Origin of the sequence: Stutzerimonas sp. FeSN7, from assembly GCF_030263795.1 — a bacterium.
Classification (GTDB): Bacteria; Pseudomonadota; Gammaproteobacteria; order Pseudomonadales; family Pseudomonadaceae; genus Stutzerimonas; species Stutzerimonas stutzeri.
The window spans coordinates 4,378,044-4,393,559 of sequence record NZ_JARPMN010000001.1 but is presented as its reverse complement, the minus strand read 5'-3'; the positions used below and the strand labels follow the sequence as shown (position 1 = coordinate 4,393,559).

The following is a 15,516-nucleotide window of genomic DNA, read 5'->3' as shown; positions in this document are numbered from 1 at the left end:
GGTCGCGGCAATCACAGGCCGGTGGCCGGCAGGGCCCCGACACCCCGGTAACAGGAGTAACCGCATGAAGCGCTCGATCGCCACCGTATCCCTCAGCGGGACCCTGCCGGAGAAGCTCGAGGCCGCGGCGGCCGCCGGCTTCGACGGCATCGAACTGTTCGAGAACGACCTGCTCTACCACTCCGGCAGCCCGCAGGACATCCGCCGGCGCTGCGAGGATCTGGGCCTGGCGGTCACGCTGTTCCAGCCGTTCCGCGACTTCGAGGGCTGCCCGCGCGAGCGCCTGCAGCGCAACCTCGACCGCGCCGAGTGCAAGTTCGATCTGATGCAGGAGCTCGGCGCCGAACTCATGCTGCTGTGCAGCAACGTGCAGGCCGACGCGCTGGGCGACCGCGAAACGCTGCTCGGCGACCTCGCCCTCATCGCCGAGCGCGCCGGCGCTCGCGGGCTGCGGGTCGGCTACGAAGCGCTGGCCTGGGGCCGCCACGTGAAGACCTGGCGCGATGTCTGGACGCTGGTGCGGCAGGTCGATCATCCGGCGCTGGGGGTGATTCTCGACAGTTTCCATACCCTGGCCCTGGGCGACGATCCGAGCGGCATCGTCGAGATTCCCGGCGAGCGGATCTTCTTCGTGCAGCTGGCCGATGCGCCCGTGCTGGCCATGGACGTGCTGGAGTGGAGCCGGCACTTCCGCTGTTTCCCCGGTCAGGGCGAATTCGACCTGGCAGGGTTCCTCGCGCCGGTGCTGCAGGCCGGCTACAGCGGGCCGCTGTCGCTGGAGGTGTTCAACGACGGGTTTCGCGCCGCGCCGCCCAGGGGCATCGCCGCCGATGGTCTGCGTGCGCTGTTGCACCTGGAGGAGCTGACCGGCCAGCGTCTGGCGACCAGCGCCAGCTCGGCGCCAGCCGCCCAGGCGCTGTTCGCACCGCCACCCGCGCCCCGTTACGAGGGTATCGACTTTCTCGAGTTCGCCGTCGACGAGCCTCATGCCGCGCGCCTGGGCAACTGGCTGCAGCAGCTGGGCTTCGCCCACGTCGGCCAGCACCGCTCGAAGGAGGTGCAGCTGTACCGCCAGGGCGAGATCAACATCGTGCTCAACGCCGAGCCGTATTCCTTCGCGCACAACTACTTCGAGGCGCACGGCCCCTCGGTGTGCGCCATGGCGCTGAAGATCGATGACGAGGCCTCGGCCCTGGCGCGCGCCTGCGCCTTCGGTGGTCAGCCCTATCGTGGGCTGATCGGGCCGAACGAGCGGCAGATTCCGGCCGTGCGGGCGCCGGATGGCAGCCTGATCTACCTGCTCGAATCCGGCGCGCCGGGCCAGAGCAACTACGACATCGATTTCCGCCTGCATGCCGTGGCGCCAGTGGGCGCGGGCCTGCAACGCATCGACCACATGGCCACGGCGCTACCGGCCGAGAGCCTGGCCAGCTGGGTCCTGTTCTACCGCAGCCTGTTCGACTTCGAGGCCGATGATGAGCTGCTGCTGCCCGACCCCTACGGGCTGATGCGCTGCCGTGCCGTGCGCAGCCCCTGCGGACGGGTGCGGCTGCCGCTCAACACCTCGCAGGACCGCGACACGGTGATCGCCCAGGCGCTGTCCAGTTACCGCGGTGCCGGCGTGCATCATGTGGCCTTCGCCTGTGACGACATCTTCGCCGAGGTGGCTCGGGCGCAGGCGGCCGGGGTGCCGCTGCTGGAAATTCCGCGCAACTACTACGACGACCTGGCCGCCCGTTTCGACTTCGATGATCGGCTGCTCGCCGAACTGGCGCGCTACAACGTGCTGTACGACCGCGACGCCGAGGGCGGCGAGCTGTTCCACGTCTACACCGAGCCCTTCGAGGGACGCTTCTTCTTCGAAATCCTGCAGCGCTGCAACGACTACGCCGGTTACGGAACGGCCAACGTGGCGGTGCGGCTGGCGGCGATGGCCAAGCAGTGTCGACGCAGCGCGAGCCCGGCCGCGAGTCTGGCCAGCGCGTCCTGATCGCCGCGCCGGGCATGCGGCCAAGGCCGTAGTCCGCCGCTGCGGTGGCGATGTTATGATCGCCGCCGGCCGCCCCTCTGCTGATTGCCTGCCCTGCGCGGCCGCTGGAGCCCAGTCGTGCCCACCGCTAACCCAATCGGCCTGCGTCAGTGGATCTGGCGGGCCTTCGTCCGCAGCGCCCTGATTCCGCTGGTTCTGGTGGAAACCGCGCTGATCGCGATCTATCTGCTGACCAACAACGCGATTCGCGATGCGCAGATCGAGTACCTGCGCGACACCGCGCTCAATGATCTGCAGGCAGCGGTCAGCCTCGAATCGCGCCTGGTCAGCGAGCAGCTCAGCCAGATCGGCGCGCTCACTCAGGTGTATCGCAACCTCACGGCCCAGGCGCTGCACAGCGGCGAGCCGGCGGCACTGCCGGAGCTGGCGCTGAGCGCCGATGGCGTGCGCTACAGCCCGGAAAACAATGGCGGTGCCGCGGTCTTCTACTCCGGAGCGACGCCCGCCGAGCGCCACGATCTGGAGAAGATCGCGCGGCTGCGACAGCTCGAGCCGCTGATGAAGGAGATCGAGGCGCGCAATCCGCTGATCGCCAGCCTCTACTTCAACAGCTGGGACAGCTTCAACCATATCTACCCGTGGTTCTTCACCCTCGACCAGTACCCGGCGGATATGGACATCCCCAAGTACAACTTCTATTACCTCGCCGATGCCGAGCACAACCCGGAGCGCGGCGTGGTCTGGACCGATGTGTACCTCGACCCGGCCGGACACGGCTGGATGATGTCGGCGATCGCACCGGTCTACCGCGACGATTTCCTCGAAGGCGTGGTGGGCATCGACATCACCGTCAGCGGCATTCTCGAACAGATCGGCCAGCTGCAGGTGCCCTGGGGCGGCTACGCCATGCTGGTCAGCGACGACCTGTCGATCATGGCGCTGCCGGAGCCCGGCGAAGAGGATTTCGGCCTGGCCGAGCTGACCGAGCACTCCTACCTGGATGCGATCCGCAGCGAGATGTTCAAGCCCGAGGACTTCCGCCTCGATCGCCGCCGCGAAACCGCCGAGCTGGCTGCGGCGATATCTGGCTCCGACCGTGGCGTACAGCAGGTGATGCTCGGCGGCAGGCCGCAGCTGGTGGCCTGGACTACCGTGGCGCAGACCGGCTGGCACCTGCTGACGGTGGTGGACGAGGCCGCGGTGTTTCGCCAGACCAATGCCCTGGCCAGCCGCTATCGGCAGATCGGCTATCTGCTGATCGCCGGGCTGCTGCTGTTCTACATCGGCTTCTACGCGGTTATGTGGCTGCGCGCGCGCCAGCTCAGCCAGGCATTGCGCGATCCCATCGCCGGTATCTCGCAGATGATGAAGGAGATCGGCCGCGGCCGCTGGCGACCGGCTGCGGTGCACGCCGATATCCGCGAACTTGACGATATGTCGCGCCAGACGCTGGAGCTCGGCACTCGCCTGGCAACCAGCGAGGTTCAACGCGGCGACACCCAGCGACGTCTGGAACTGGTGCTGGAAAGCGCCACCGAGAGCCTCTGGGAATACGACATGGTCAACCAATCGCTGCGCGTGCGCGGCAACCTGGTGGCGAGCTTCGGGCTGCCGGCCGCGCAGCTGTCGGACAGCCAGTTCCGCCAGCGTATCCATCCTGACGACCTGCAGCAGGCGCTGGCCCAGATCGAGCGCATCAAGCTGGGTCTGCAATCGCGCTACGAGGCCAAGTACCGCTTCGCCGACGCGCTTGGCGAATATCACTGGCTGCTCAGCCGCGGGCGGGTTCTCGAGCACGACCCGGATACTGGTGCGCCGCGGGTGCTGGCCGGTACCCACGTCGACATCGATGCGCTCAAGCGGGTCGAGGAGGAGCTGCGCGCCGCCACTGTGCAGGCCCAGGCCGCGAGCGAAGCCAAGGGCCGGCTGCTGTCGGGCATCAGCCACGAACTGCGCACGCCGCTCAACGCCATCCTCGGCTTCGCCCAGTTGATGCGGATGGACTGCGATGACGAAAGCCAGACCGAGGCGGCCGAATACCTCGACGAGATCCTGCTGGCCAGCCGCCATCTCAACCAGCTGCTGGGCGAGATCCTCGAATGGTCGAGCCTGCAGCAGGAAGCGCCTCAACTGGAACTGCAGGCCGTCGATGTCTGCGGCCTGATGCGCGAATGCGCCGAACTGGTTTCGCTGGAAGTGCAGCAGCGGGGCCTGCAGCTCGAGCTGTCGCTGCCCGACGAGGATCTGCAGGTGCTGGCCGAGCCGCGGCGCCTGCGTCAGGTGGTGCTCAACCTGCTGTCCAACGCGATGAAATACAACATCCCCGAGGGCCGCATCGCCTTGCGCGCCGAAACCACCCCGACGCTGGTTCGCCTGCTGGTCGAGGACACCGGGCTGGGTATCGACCCGGCGCAGCAGGGGCAGGTGTTCGAGCCTTTCCAGCGGCTCGGGCGGGAGAACAGCATGATCCAGGGCACCGGTATCGGCCTGTCGCTGTGCCTGGAGTTCGCCCGCCTGATGAACGGCCAGATGGGCCTGCACAGCGAGCCGGGTGTGGGCAGCCGTTTCTGGATCGAGCTGCCACGGCTGGCGCCGGCTGCATCGAGCTAGCGGCCCGACCATGCGGGGTACTGGCCGGTCACGCCTTGCGCTATACTGCGCGGCTTTCGCGCGGGCGGCCTGTGGCCGGTTCGCGCCCATCCAGGCCACGCTCTTTTGCGTGGTTTGTTGTTATTGACGCGCCCGCGGGCGCCCGACGAGAGGCACGACGATGAGCGCACTGGTAGGCGTGATCATGGGCTCCAAGTCCGACTGGTCCACCCTGAGCCACACCGCCGACATGCTGGAGAAGCTGGGCATTCCCCATGAAGTGACGGTGGTGTCCGCCCACCGCACCCCGGATCTGCTCTTCCAGTACGCCGAACAGGCCGAAGCGCGCGGCCTGCGCGTGATCATCGCCGGTGCCGGCGGTGCCGCCCACCTGCCGGGCATGTGCGCCGCCAAGACCCATCTGCCGGTGCTCGGCGTGCCGGTGCAGTCGTCGATGCTCTCCGGAGTCGATTCGTTGCTGTCCATCGTGCAGATGCCGGCCGGCGTACCGGTCGCCACCCTGGCCATCGGCAAGGCTGGCGCGATCAACGCCGCGCTGCTCTCGGCGAGCATCCTCGGCCACGAATTCCCCGAGTATCACCAGGCGCTGAAGAAATTCCGTGACGAGCAGACCCAGACCGTGCTCGACAATCCGGACCCGCGCGGTTGAGCCGGGACTAAACTCTGCTTCCCAGCGACGCGCGCGTCGCGCGCTGAATCTGCCGCCTAGAAGGGCCGTTGATATGAAAATTGGTGTGATCGGTGGCGGCCAGCTGGGCCGCATGCTGGCCCTGGCGGGCACTCCGCTGGGCATGAGTTTCGCCTTCCTCGACCCCGCGCCGGATGCCTGCGCCCAGGCCCTCGGCGAGCACATCCGCGCCGACTACGACGACAAGGACCACCTGCGCCGGCTGGCCGACGAAGTGGACCTGGTCACCTTCGAGTTCGAGAGCGTGCCGGCCGAGACGGTGGCCTTCCTCTCGCAGTTCGTGCCGGTCTACCCGAGCGCCGAATCGCTGCGCATCGCCCGCGATCGCTGGTTCGAGAAATCCATGTTCAAGGAGCTCGGCATTCCCACCCCGGCGTTCGCCGACATCCAGTCCCAGGCCGATCTCGACGCCGCGGTAGCGGGCATCGGCCTGCCCGCCGTGCTCAAGACCCGCACCCTGGGCTATGACGGCAAGGGCCAGAAGCTGCTGCGCAAGCCGGCCGATGTTGCCGGTGCGTTCGCCGAGCTGGGCAGCGTCCCGTGCATCCTGGAAGGTTTCGTGCCGTTCACCGGCGAAGTCTCGCTGATCGCCGTGCGTGGCCGCGATGGCGAAACCTGCTTCTACCCGCTGGTGCACAACAGCCACGAGAGCGGCATCCTGCGGTTGTCGGTGGCCAGCAGCAACCATCCGTTGCAGGCGCTGGCCGAGGACTATGTCGGTCGCGTGCTCGCGAAGCTCGACTACGTCGGCGTGCTGGCCTTCGAATTCTTCGAGGTGGACGGCGGCCTGAAGGCCAACGAAATCGCTCCGCGCGTGCACAACTCCGGCCACTGGACCATCGAAGGTGCCGAGTGCAGCCAGTTCGAGAACCACCTGCGTGCCGTCGCCGGCCTGCCGCTGGGCTCGACCGCCAAGCTGGGCGAGAGCGCCATGCTCAACTTCATCGGCGAAGTGCCGCCGGTGGACAAGGTGATCGCCATCGAGGATTGCCATCTGCACCACTACGGCAAGGCCTTCAAGGCCGGGCGCAAGGTCGGCCACGCCACGCTGCGCTGCCCGGATCGCGCCACCCTCGACCGGCAGATCACCGCCGTGGAAAGCCTGATCCCGCATTCCTGACGGCCGACCGTCCGGCGCCGGCGAACGGCGGCGACGCCCTCCGGTCCATTGGTTACCCACCTTTCGGACCTGAGGAGCACAACCATGGGCATCATCGGCACCATCATCATCGGCCTGATCGTCGGCCTCGTTGCGCGTTTCCTGAAGCCGGGCGACGACAGCATGGGCTGGATCATGACCATCCTGCTGGGTATCGGCGGCTCGCTGCTGGCGACCTACGGCGGCCAGGCGCTCGGCCTGTACCAGGCGGGCGAGGGCGCAGGCTTTATCGGCGCCGTGGTCGGTGCGATCATCCTGCTGGTGATCTACGGCATGGTCACCAGCCGCAAGCACTGACCCGCCGCGGGGCCGCGCCCTGCGGCCCCGTTCTCTTCTCACGTAGTGACCTCATGCGTTCATTTCTCGCCTCGCTGTTCTGCTGTTTCGCCCTCGTTGCCACCGTTCATGCCGCGCCATCGGAACTCGACTGGCTGGAACTGATGCCGCCCGAGGATCGCCAGGCGCTCGAGGAGATGCCGGAGATCGACCATGCGACGCCCGAGGACCTGGGCTTCAGCGATCAGGGCGGGCTCAAGCAGGAGGCCGGACTGCCGGCGGTGATGTATTCGGCCAAGACGGTCGCCGAGCTGAACGGCCGCGAGATCCGTCTCGGTGGCTACCCGGTGCCGCTGGAAAGCGATGCCCGCGGGCGCAGCACCGAGTTTTTCCTTGTCCCTTATCCCGGTGCCTGCATACACGTGCCGCCGCCACCGCCGAACCAGATCGTGCTGGTGCGTTACCCCAAGGGCATCGCCCTGGAGGACATCTACGCGCCGCTGTGGGTCGACGGCCGCCTGCAGATCGAGCCGGTCAGCAACGATATGGCCGATGCCGCCTATGCCCTGGACGCCGCGGCGGTCGAGCTGGTCGAAGAAGACGACTATTGAACCGCGTGCCTGCATCGCTGCGCCAGGCGCTGCGTGACCTCGCTGCCGACACCGACGGCATCGATACGGCGATCTATGCAACCTACGACCGTGATCCGCTGGAGCCGATCATCGGCCTCGGTGACGCCGACGCGCCGCTCTGCTTCTTCGGCCGCGACCCGGGGCGCGAGGAAGTGCGTCACGGCGAGCCCTTCATCGGCGCCGGCGGGCAAATCGTCCGGCGCGTGCTCTATCGCCACCTGCACGGCGCAGAGATGCCGGACTTCGAGGCGGGACGGGCGCTGGGCCGGCACTACTTCTGGATCAACACCGTGCCGTACAAGCCCATCGGCAACAAGGCCTGGTCCATGGCGGTGAAGCGCCGCTTCCAGCCGCTGATGCGCCAGTTGCTGATCGACAGCTGGCATGGCCGGCACATCGTCACTCTCGGTCGCGAGGCCTTTCTCTGGTTCGCCATCGACCAGCCGCGCGAGGCGCGCCAGCGCCTGGAGGCGTTCTGGCAGCGTGAGGATCGCTTTACGGCCAACCTCGATATCGACCTGCAGGACGCGCAAGGCCACGAACGAACCTTCACCCTGCACCCGCTGCCGCACCCCTCACCGCTGAACCAGAACTGGTTCAAACGCTTCCCCGCGTTGCTGGAAGCGCGCCTGCGCCAGCTCGACGCTAGTCGCTGACCTGATTGGCGAGCTGCCCGGCCTGCCAGGCAGCGACGTTGCCCAGGGTGGTGCCGGCGATGGCTGCCAGCGCCTCCTCGGTGAGGAAGGCCTGGTGGGCGGTGACGATCACGTTGGGGAACGACAGCAGCCGCGCCAGCACATCGTCCTGCAGCGGCAGGCCGGAGTGATCCTCGAAGAACAGCCCGGCTTCTTCCTCGTAGACATCCAGCCCCAGATAGCCGAGCTGGCCGCTCTTCAGCGCGCCGATCAGCGCCGGCGTGTCGATCAGCGCGCCGCGGCCGGTGTTGATCAGCATGGCGTGCGGTTTCATGGTCGCCAGGCTCTGCTGGTTGATCAGGTGACGGGTCTCTTCGGTGAGCGGGCAGTGCAGGCTGACGATATCGCTGCCGGCCAGTAGCTCGTCGATCGCCACGTAACGCATGCCGAGGCGCTCCAGCTCCGGGTTGGGGTAGGGGTCATAGAGCTGCACCTCGCAGCCGAAGCCCTGCATGATCCGCGCGAACACCGCGCCGATCTGCCCACTGCCGACCACGCCGACGCGCTTGCCGACCAGATCGAAGCCGGTCAGCCCCTGCAGCGAGAAGTTGCCTTCGCGGGTGCGGTTGTAGGCACGCGGCAGGCGGCGGTTGAGCGCCAGGATCAGTGCCACGGTGTGCTCGGCCACGGCATGCGGCGAGTAGGCCGGCACTCGCACCACCGGCAGACCGAGACGCCTGGCGCAGGGCAGATCGACGTGGTTGTAACCGGCCGAGCGCAGTGCGATCAGCCGCGTGCCGCCGGCCGCGAGCTGCTCCAGCACGGGGGCGGAGAGCACGTCGTTGACGAACGGGCAGACCACTTCGGCGCCCGTCGCCAGGGCCGCGGTATCAGGGTCCAGGCGGGTCTCGAGAAAGTGCAGCTCGAAGCCGTGGGAGCGGTTGGCGGCCTGGAAGCTGTCACGGTCATAGGGCTTGCTGCTGAACAGGGTGATGCGCATGGGAGCCTCGCGATAAGGGGCGACTGCCGACAGGGTGCGACAGTTGCCCGCCGCGGCCAAGTCGCTTCTGTCGCCCGATATGACCGGCGGCACGCATCAGCCTGCGCGCAGTGCCTGCCCCTTGGGCTGGAGGTACAGCGTGCTGCCGCGTTGCACGCCCACCAGGCTGGCGTGGTCGTTGCCGACCTCCGCTTCGATCGGCTCGGCTTGCCCTGCGACTTTCAGTGTGACGCGGGTCAGCGCGCCGAGCGGGCGGATGTCGCGCACCTCGCCGGCCAGGTGCTCGGCCACCGCTTCACGGCTCAGGGAAACCTCATGCGGGCGGAACAGCACGCTGCGCTGTTCGTCCAGCTGCAGGCGATTGGCGTCGCCGAGGAAGTGGTAGACGAACTCGCTGGCGGGATTGGCATACACCTCCGCCGGTGTGCCGATCTGCTCGATCACACCCTTGTTCATCACCACGATGCGATCGGCGACCTCCATCGCCTCCTCCTGGTCGTGGGTGACGAACACGGAGGTCAGGTGCACGTCCTCGTGCAGCCGCGCCAGCCAGCGGCGCAGTTCCTTGCGCACCTTGGCGTCCAGCGCGCCGAACGGCTCATCGAGCAGCAACACTTTGGGCTCCACTGCCAGCGCGCGGGCCAGGGCAATGCGCTGGCGCTGGCCACCGGAGAGCTGTTCGGGGTAACGGTCCGCGAGCCAGTCCAACTGCACCAGATTCAGCAGCTCGTGCACCTTGGCGGCGATCACCGCTTCGCTCGGGCGCAGCTTCTTCGGCTTCATGCGCAGGCCGAAGGCCACGTTGTCGAACACCGTCATGTGGCGGAACAGTGCGTAATGCTGGAAGACGAAGCCGACGTTGCGGTCGCGCACATCGCGGCTGGAGACATCCTCGCCATGGAACACGATGCTGCCGCTGTCCGGCGTTTCCAGCCCGGCGATGATGCGCAGCAGGCTGGTCTTGCCGCAGCCGGACGGGCCGAGCAGGGCGACCAGTTCGCCGCTCTGGATGTGCAGGTCGATCGCCTGCAGCGCCTGGAACTGGCCGAAGCGCTTGTTGACGTCACGGACTTCGATACTCATGGCTGTGCTCCGGTTTTCAGGCGCGCAATGCGCGATTCGCTCCACTGCTTGAGCAGCAGGATCACCAGCGCCAGGGCCAGCAGCAGGCTGGCCACGCTGAACGCGGCGACGTGGTTGTATTCGTTGTAGAGAATCTCGACGTGCAGCGGCAGGGTGTTGGTCAGCCCGCGGATATGCCCGGAGACCACCGACACCGCGCCGAACTCGCCCATTGCCCGCGCGGTGCAGAGCACCACGCCGTAGATCAGGCCCCATTTGATGTTCGGCAGGGTGATGTGCCAGAACATCTGCCAGCCGCTGGCGCCGAGCAGCCGCGCGGCTTCCTCTTCGGTACTGCCCTGCTCCTGCATCAGCGGGATCAGCTCGCGGGCGACGAAGGGCACGGTGACGAACAGCGTCGCCAGGACGATGCCCGGCACGGCGAAGACGATCTGGATATCGCGATCACTCAGCCACTCGCCGAAATAGCCCTGGGCGCCGAACAAGAGCACGTAGATCAGGCCGGCGATGACCGGGGAGACCGAGAACGGCAGGTCTATCAGGGTCACCAGCAGGCTCTTGCCGCGGAACTCGTACTTGCTCACGCACCAGGCGGCGGCGACGCCGAACACCAGATTGAGCGGCACCGAGATGCCCACGGCAAGCAGGGTGAGCTTGAGCGCGGCCAGGGCATCGGGCTCAAGGATCGCCGTGAAGAAGGTGCCGACCCCTTGCTTGAAGGCTTCGCCGAGGACGATCAACAGCGGCAGGAGAAGGAACAGCGCGAAGGTCAGCCAGGCCGCGCCGATCAACAGGCGGCGGGCCGTTTGCTTGCCGCGACGGGTAGTGGCGGCGCGGGCATTCGCCGACACGGGCAGGGAAGCGGTAGTCATGCTGGCCTCCTCAGCCGTGGGCAATGCGGCGCTGCAGCAGGTTGATCGCCAGCAGCAGGATGAAAGACACCACCAGCATCAGCACGCCGATGGCCGTGGCGCCGGCGTAGTCGTACTGGTCCAGCTTGACCATGATCAGCAGCGGCAGGATCTCGGTCTTCATCGGCATGTTGCCGGCGATGAAGATCACCGAGCCGTACTCGCCGACGCCGCGGGCAAAGGCCAGGGCGAAGCCGGTCAGCCAGGCGGGCAGCAGCGCTGGCAGCAGCACATGGCGAACGATCTGCAGCGGACGCGCGCCAAGGCAGGCCGCGGCTTCTTCCACTTCACGCGGGATATCGGCGAGCACCGGCTGGAGGGTGCGCACCACGAAGGGCAGGGTCACGAAGGTCAGTGCCAAGGTGATGCCCAGCGGACTGTAGGCGATCTTGAAGCCTAGGTCGGTAGCGAACTGGCCGATCGGTCCGTTCGGCGCGTACAGCGCGGTGAGGGCAATGCCTGCCACCGCGGTCGGCAGGGCGAAGGGCAGGTCGATCATCGCCTCGATGATCTTGCGGCCGGGGAAGCGATAGCGCACCAGCACCCAGGCCAGCAGCGTGCCGATCACGCCATTGAGCATGGCGGCCGCGAAGGCGGTGCCAAAGCTCAGCTTGAGCGCCGCCAGCACGCGCGGCGCGCTGACGATGGCGATGAACTGCGCCCACGAGAGTTCGGTGGTCTTGAGAAACAGCGCACCCAGGGGAATCAGCACCAACAGGCTGAGGTACACCAGGGTGTAGCCCAGCGTCAGCCCGAAGCCGGGTATGACGGAGGTAGATCGGGACATGGACGTTGCCTTTTATTCGAGCGTCTGGCGGCTGAAGTGTCACGAGCGCAGCGTGCAGGGAGGACGCCCACCACCGCTTTCCTCACGGAAGGCAGCGGTGGACCGGTGAAGCCTGGTCCACCCTACGAAGCCAAGGCCTACTGCGCCTGATAGATCTGGTCGAAAACGCCGCCATCATTGAAGAACTTCGGTTGTGCGGCCTTCCAGCCACCAAAGTCCCCGTCGATGGTGACCAGCTTCAGCGCCGGGAACTGATCCTTGAATTCGGCCGCCACGGCCTCGTTGCGTGGCCGGTAGAAGTTCTTCGCCGCGATGCGCTGGCCTTCCTCGCTGTACAGGTAGTTCAGATAGGCTTCGGCCAGCGCCCGCGTGCCCTTGCGCTCGACGTTCTTGTCCACCACTGCCACCGGTGGCTCGGCAAGGATCGACAGCGAAGGCGCGATGATCTCGAAATCTTCACCGCCCTGTTCCTTCAGGGCCAGGAAGGCCTCGTTCTCCCAGGCCAGCAGCACGTCGCCGATGCCGTTGTTGACGAAGGTGACGGTCGAGCCGCGGGCGCCGGTATCGAGCACCGGCACATTCTTGTAGAGCTTCTCGACAAAGGCCTGGGCCTGCTGCTCGTCGCCGAATTTCTGCTGGGCGTAGGCCCAGGCGGCGAGGAAATTCCAGCGCGCGCCGCCGGAGGTCTTCGGGTTCGGCGTGATCACCTCGACGCCCGGCTTGACCAGGTCGTCCCAGTCCTTGATGCCCTTCGGATTGCCCTTGCGAACGAGGAACACGATGGTCGAGGTATAGGGCGTGCTGGCGTCCGGCAGGCGGGTCTGCCAGTTCTCGGGGATCAGTTTGCCGAGGCGATGCAGCTCGTCGATATCGCCCGCCAGGGCCAGGGTCACCACATCGGCGCGCAGGCCGTCGATCACCGCGCGGGCCTGCTTGCCGGAGCCGCCATGGGACTGCTGGATCTTGATCGGCTCATGGCCCTGGGCCTGCCAGTGCTTGTTGAAGGCGTCGTTGAATTCCACATAGAGCTCGCGCGTCGGATCGTAGGACACGTTGAGCAGGGTATCGGCGGCCAGTGCAGGGCCGGCGATCAGCGCGCTCGCCAGGGCGGCGAGGGCGAAGCGACGAATGGACATGGTGCAGCTCCTGAAAAAACTAATTTGGTATGTGTTGGCGCTTCAGGGGCGGTCGCTGAAATCACGCTGGAAGACAGGCAGGGCGAGGCAGAAGCAGCCTGGCGGGTTGCAACCTGGTCTAGCTGTGTCAGGTGGTTTTCAGTGACTCGATTAGCTCCGCATTCGCGGGCGACAGCTGCAGTACCGGTGCGTGTTCATGGTCTCGGCTCGTTTCATGGTCACGCCCTCCGGTGGTCCAGTCGGGCTGATGGATGGGGTAGTCGGGGTCAGGCGTTCTTGCCGGTCGGCTGCAGGCGGAACTTCTCCTTGCGCTCGATCTGCACGACCTGGCCGTTGTGCACGGTGATTTCAACCGAGCCGAACTTGAGGCCGCTCAGGGCACTGTGGATCTCGCGCAGGATGCTGGCTTCGTCCTGCCCCTCGAGGTTGCGAATGGTCGCGGTCATTGCTGTTCTCCGTGAAAGCCTTTCGTGACGACCGGAACGGCCGTAGCCAGCAAGGCGTGGAGCGGATGATAAGTTCGGCCGAAATATTCTTAAAAATATTGTTTAAGAACATTTATAGATCCTTATGGAATAAGGAAGCGGCTCGTTATCAGGTGGTCTTATAGATGAAAAAAATATAAATAAAGAATTCTTTATTCTTTTTAAGTGAATCGATCTGCTGTCTAGACTGGCCGCCATGAATCACAGGAGGCGCCGATATGCGCAGCATCCGATATCTGATCGTGCCGGGCTGGCACGGCTCGCCCGATGAGCATTGGCAGAGCCATTGGCAACGCACCCTGCCGGGCAGCGCCCGAGTAGAGCAGCAGGACTGGCTCCTTCCGCGTCGTGAAGACTGGGTCGCCGAGCTGCAGCGCAGCATTGCCGCCCATGCCGAACCGGTCATTCTGGTGGCGCACAGCCTGGGCTGCATCACGGTTGCGCACTGGGCGGCTCAGGCACCTGCGCAGCTGCTGCAACGGGTGCGCGGCGCCCTGCTGGTGGCCCCCGCGGATGTCGAACGCAGCGGCTGCCCGGAACCCTTGCGCAACTTCGCCCCGATCCCTCGCCAGCCTTTGCCATTCGCCAGCCTGCTGATCGGCTCGGACAACGACACTGCCGCCAGTGCCGCGCGTGCCGTCGAGATGGGCCACGCCTGGGGCAGCGAGACCACGATCCTGGCCGGCGCCGGGCATATCAACGTGGCCTCCGGACATCGGCGCTGGGAGCAGGGCTTCGCCAGCCTGTACCGCTTGCAGAGCCGGATCGAGCGACAGGCGCAACGGCGCGCCTGAATCGCTATCAACCAATGCCGCAACCCACGCAAGAAAGGAGAACGAAGATGAGCATCCGCCTCGGCGACATCGCCCCCGATTTCGAACAGGATTCCAGCGAAGGCCGCATCCGCTTCCACGAGTGGCTGGGTGACAGCTGGGGTGTGCTGTTCTCGCACCCGGCCGACTTCACCCCGGTGTGCACCACCGAACTGGGCTTCACCGCCAAGCTGAAGGACGAGTTCGCCAAGCGCAACGTCAAGGCCATCGCCCTGTCCGTGGACCCGGTGGATTCGCACATCAAGTGGATCGACGACATCAACGAGACGCAGAACACCCGCGTCAACTTCCCGATCCTGGCTGATGCCGACCGCAAGGTCTCCGAGCTGTACGACCTGATTCATCCCAATGCCAACGACACCCTGACGGTGCGCTCATTGTTCGTAATAGACCCGAACAAGAAGGTGCGTCTGACCATCACCTACCCGGCGAGCACCGGGCGCAACTTCCACGAGATCCTGCGGGTGATCGATTCGCTGCAGCTCACCGACAACCACAAGGTCGCGACCCCGGCCAACTGGCAGGACGGCGACGAGGTGGTGATCGTGCCCTCGCTCAAGGACGAGGAGGAGATCAAGCAGCGCTTTCCCAAGGGCTATCGCGCGGTCAAGCCGTACCTGCGCCTGACGCCGCAACCTAACCGCTGAGCGAGGACGATCACCGATGATGGTCGTTTCCCTGGCCGGCAGCCCCAGCCAGCGCTCGCGCTCCGGCGTGCTGCTGGATGCGGCGGGTGACTGGCTGCAGCGCCACGGCGTGGAGGTGGTGCGCTACGCCGTACGCGATTTCGAGCCGGCCGACCTGATCCACGCCCGCTTCGACAGCCCGGTGGTGCAGCGTTTTGCCGAGCACGTCGAGCAAGCCGATGGTCTGCTGGTGGCCACGCCGGTGTACAAGGCGTCGTTCGCCGGTGCGCTCAAGACGCTGCTGGACCTGCTGCCGGAGCGGGCGCTGGCGAACAAGGCGGTGCTGCCGCTGGCCAGCGGTGGCAGCGCGGCGCACATGCTGGCGCTGGACTACGCGCTCAAGCCGGTGCTGGCGGCGCTCAAGGCACAGGAGATCCTGCACGGCGTGTACGCCGTGGACTGGCAGATCGCCTATGCCGAGGGCAACCAGCCGGCGCGACTGGATGACGAGCTGCGTGAGCGCCTCGACGCCGCCGCGTCGCAGCTGCTCGCGGCGCTGGCGCGATGTCCGCGGCCACTCGATCCGCACCTGCTTAACGACCGGCTGGCCAACGCCCGCTGGAGTATCTGAAAACCCGGGCTCCGGCCCCTGACGCTTCACCCCG

16 protein-coding genes are annotated in these 15,516 nt (G+C 66.4%); 10 read left to right on the top strand and 6 right to left on the bottom strand.

Features of this window, described 5'->3' with window-relative positions:
- Positions 1-64: 64 nt before the first annotated feature.
- From P5703_RS20970 to P5703_RS20940, 7 genes are all read left to right on the top strand, one after another.
- Positions 65-1,990, top strand: a complete 1,926-nt coding sequence (locus tag P5703_RS20970; RefSeq protein WP_285589534.1) for a bifunctional sugar phosphate isomerase/epimerase/4-hydroxyphenylpyruvate dioxygenase family protein — start codon at positions 65-67, stop codon at positions 1,988-1,990.
- Between the two features lie 117 nt (positions 1,991-2,107).
- Positions 2,108-4,600 carry an ATP-binding protein gene (locus P5703_RS20965; RefSeq protein WP_285589532.1) on the top strand — a complete coding sequence of 831 codons (2,493 nt, stop codon included), beginning with the start codon at positions 2,108-2,110 and terminating at the stop codon, positions 4,598-4,600.
- Between the two features lie 160 nt (positions 4,601-4,760).
- On the top strand, positions 4,761-5,249 hold the full coding sequence (gene purE, locus P5703_RS20960; RefSeq protein WP_013981400.1) for a 5-(carboxyamino)imidazole ribonucleotide mutase: 489 nt from the start codon (positions 4,761-4,763) through the stop codon (positions 5,247-5,249).
- Positions 5,250-5,322: 73 nt separating this feature from the next.
- Positions 5,323-6,408: a 5-(carboxyamino)imidazole ribonucleotide synthase gene (locus P5703_RS20955; RefSeq protein WP_043942081.1), complete on the top strand. Its 1,086-nt coding sequence runs from the start codon at positions 5,323-5,325 to the stop codon at positions 6,406-6,408.
- A gap of 84 nt (positions 6,409-6,492) precedes the next feature.
- Positions 6,493-6,744, top strand: coding sequence for a GlsB/YeaQ/YmgE family stress response membrane protein (locus P5703_RS20950; protein ID WP_013981402.1), 252 nt, complete (start codon positions 6,493-6,495; stop codon positions 6,742-6,744).
- Between the two features lie 53 nt (positions 6,745-6,797).
- Positions 6,798-7,334, top strand: a complete 537-nt coding sequence (locus P5703_RS20945; protein ID WP_014595494.1) for a DUF3299 domain-containing protein — start codon at positions 6,798-6,800, stop codon at positions 7,332-7,334.
- Positions 7,331-8,011 carry a uracil-DNA glycosylase family protein gene (locus tag P5703_RS20940; RefSeq protein ID WP_111481777.1) on the top strand — a complete coding sequence of 227 codons (681 nt, stop codon included), beginning with the start codon at positions 7,331-7,333 and terminating at the stop codon, positions 8,009-8,011. Before P5703_RS20945 ends, P5703_RS20940 begins: the two co-directional genes overlap by 4 nt.
- On the opposite strand, the gene P5703_RS20935 is transcribed toward P5703_RS20940, so the two are convergent.
- From P5703_RS20935 to oscA, 6 genes are all read right to left on the bottom strand, one after another.
- Positions 8,001-8,990 carry a 2-hydroxyacid dehydrogenase gene (locus tag P5703_RS20935; RefSeq protein WP_014595496.1) on the bottom strand — a complete coding sequence of 330 codons (990 nt, stop codon included), beginning with the start codon at positions 8,988-8,990 and terminating at the stop codon, positions 8,001-8,003. The genes P5703_RS20940 and P5703_RS20935 overlap by 11 nt on opposite strands.
- 96 nt (positions 8,991-9,086) lie before the next feature.
- Entirely contained in the window at positions 9,087-10,073 is a 987-nt protein-coding gene (locus P5703_RS20930) for a sulfate/molybdate ABC transporter ATP-binding protein (protein WP_111481776.1), read from the bottom strand.
- A complete protein-coding gene (gene cysW / locus P5703_RS20925) occupies positions 10,070-10,945 on the bottom strand; it encodes a sulfate ABC transporter permease subunit CysW (protein ID WP_008568697.1) in 876 nt (291 codons plus the stop codon). The genes P5703_RS20930 and cysW overlap by 4 nt, the downstream gene beginning before the upstream one ends.
- A gap of 10 nt (positions 10,946-10,955) precedes the next feature.
- A complete protein-coding gene (gene cysT / locus P5703_RS20920; RefSeq protein WP_014595498.1) occupies positions 10,956-11,771 on the bottom strand; it encodes a sulfate ABC transporter permease subunit CysT in 816 nt (271 codons plus the stop codon).
- 137 nt (positions 11,772-11,908) lie between these two features.
- Positions 11,909-12,907 (bottom strand): sulfate ABC transporter substrate-binding protein, encoded by a 999-nt coding sequence (locus P5703_RS20915; RefSeq protein ID WP_285589521.1) that lies wholly within the window; start codon positions 12,905-12,907, stop codon positions 11,909-11,911.
- A gap of 266 nt (positions 12,908-13,173) precedes the next feature.
- Positions 13,174-13,353 carry a sulfur starvation response protein OscA gene (gene oscA / locus P5703_RS20910; RefSeq protein ID WP_011911457.1) on the bottom strand — a complete coding sequence of 60 codons (180 nt, stop codon included), beginning with the start codon at positions 13,351-13,353 and terminating at the stop codon, positions 13,174-13,176.
- Between the two features lie 257 nt (positions 13,354-13,610).
- Here oscA and P5703_RS20905 point away from each other — a divergent pair, with 257 nt between their 5' ends.
- Genes P5703_RS20905 through ssuE form a run of 3 tightly spaced genes read left to right on the top strand, consistent with a single transcriptional unit; the run spans position 13,611 to position 15,482 of the window.
- Positions 13,611-14,186, top strand: a complete 576-nt coding sequence (locus tag P5703_RS20905) for an RBBP9/YdeN family alpha/beta hydrolase (RefSeq protein ID WP_011911458.1) — start codon at positions 13,611-13,613, stop codon at positions 14,184-14,186.
- A 47-nt stretch (positions 14,187-14,233) separates the two neighbouring features.
- A complete protein-coding gene (locus P5703_RS20900; RefSeq protein ID WP_003284022.1) occupies positions 14,234-14,872 on the top strand; it encodes a peroxiredoxin in 639 nt (212 codons plus the stop codon).
- A 16-nt stretch (positions 14,873-14,888) separates the two neighbouring features.
- Complete coding sequence (gene ssuE, locus P5703_RS20895) at positions 14,889-15,482, top strand: NADPH-dependent FMN reductase (protein ID WP_014595502.1); 594 nt, start codon at positions 14,889-14,891, stop codon at positions 15,480-15,482.
- Positions 15,483-15,516: the final 34 nt, after the last annotated feature.

Excerpts from the sequence above, each read along its gene's own strand:
- P5703_RS20970 (WP_285589534.1), top strand. The coding sequence starts at position 65 with ATGAAGCGCTCGATCGCCACCGTATCCCTCAGCGGGACCCTGCCGGAG.
- purE (WP_013981400.1), top strand. The coding sequence starts at position 4,761 with ATGAGCGCACTGGTAGGCGTGATCATGGGCTCCAAGTCCGACTGGTCC.
- P5703_RS20955 (WP_043942081.1), top strand. The coding sequence starts at position 5,323 with ATGAAAATTGGTGTGATCGGTGGCGGCCAGCTGGGCCGCATGCTGGCC.
- P5703_RS20950 (WP_013981402.1), top strand. The coding sequence starts at position 6,493 with ATGGGCATCATCGGCACCATCATCATCGGCCTGATCGTCGGCCTCGTT.
- P5703_RS20945 (WP_014595494.1), top strand. The coding sequence starts at position 6,798 with ATGCGTTCATTTCTCGCCTCGCTGTTCTGCTGTTTCGCCCTCGTTGCC.
- P5703_RS20935 (WP_014595496.1), bottom strand. The coding sequence starts at position 8,990 with ATGCGCATCACCCTGTTCAGCAGCAAGCCCTATGACCGTGACAGCTTC.
- P5703_RS20930 (WP_111481776.1), bottom strand. The coding sequence starts at position 10,073 with ATGAGTATCGAAGTCCGTGACGTCAACAAGCGCTTCGGCCAGTTCCAG.
- cysW (WP_008568697.1), bottom strand. The coding sequence starts at position 10,945 with ATGACTACCGCTTCCCTGCCCGTGTCGGCGAATGCCCGCGCCGCCACT.
- cysT (WP_014595498.1), bottom strand. The coding sequence starts at position 11,771 with ATGTCCCGATCTACCTCCGTCATACCCGGCTTCGGGCTGACGCTGGGC.
- P5703_RS20915 (WP_285589521.1), bottom strand. The coding sequence starts at position 12,907 with ATGTCCATTCGTCGCTTCGCCCTCGCCGCCCTGGCGAGCGCGCTGATC.
- oscA (WP_011911457.1), bottom strand. The coding sequence starts at position 13,353 with ATGACCGCGACCATTCGCAACCTCGAGGGGCAGGACGAAGCCAGCATC.
- P5703_RS20905 (WP_011911458.1), top strand. The coding sequence starts at position 13,611 with ATGCGCAGCATCCGATATCTGATCGTGCCGGGCTGGCACGGCTCGCCC.
- P5703_RS20900 (WP_003284022.1), top strand. The coding sequence starts at position 14,234 with ATGAGCATCCGCCTCGGCGACATCGCCCCCGATTTCGAACAGGATTCC.
- ssuE (WP_014595502.1), top strand. The coding sequence starts at position 14,889 with ATGATGGTCGTTTCCCTGGCCGGCAGCCCCAGCCAGCGCTCGCGCTCC.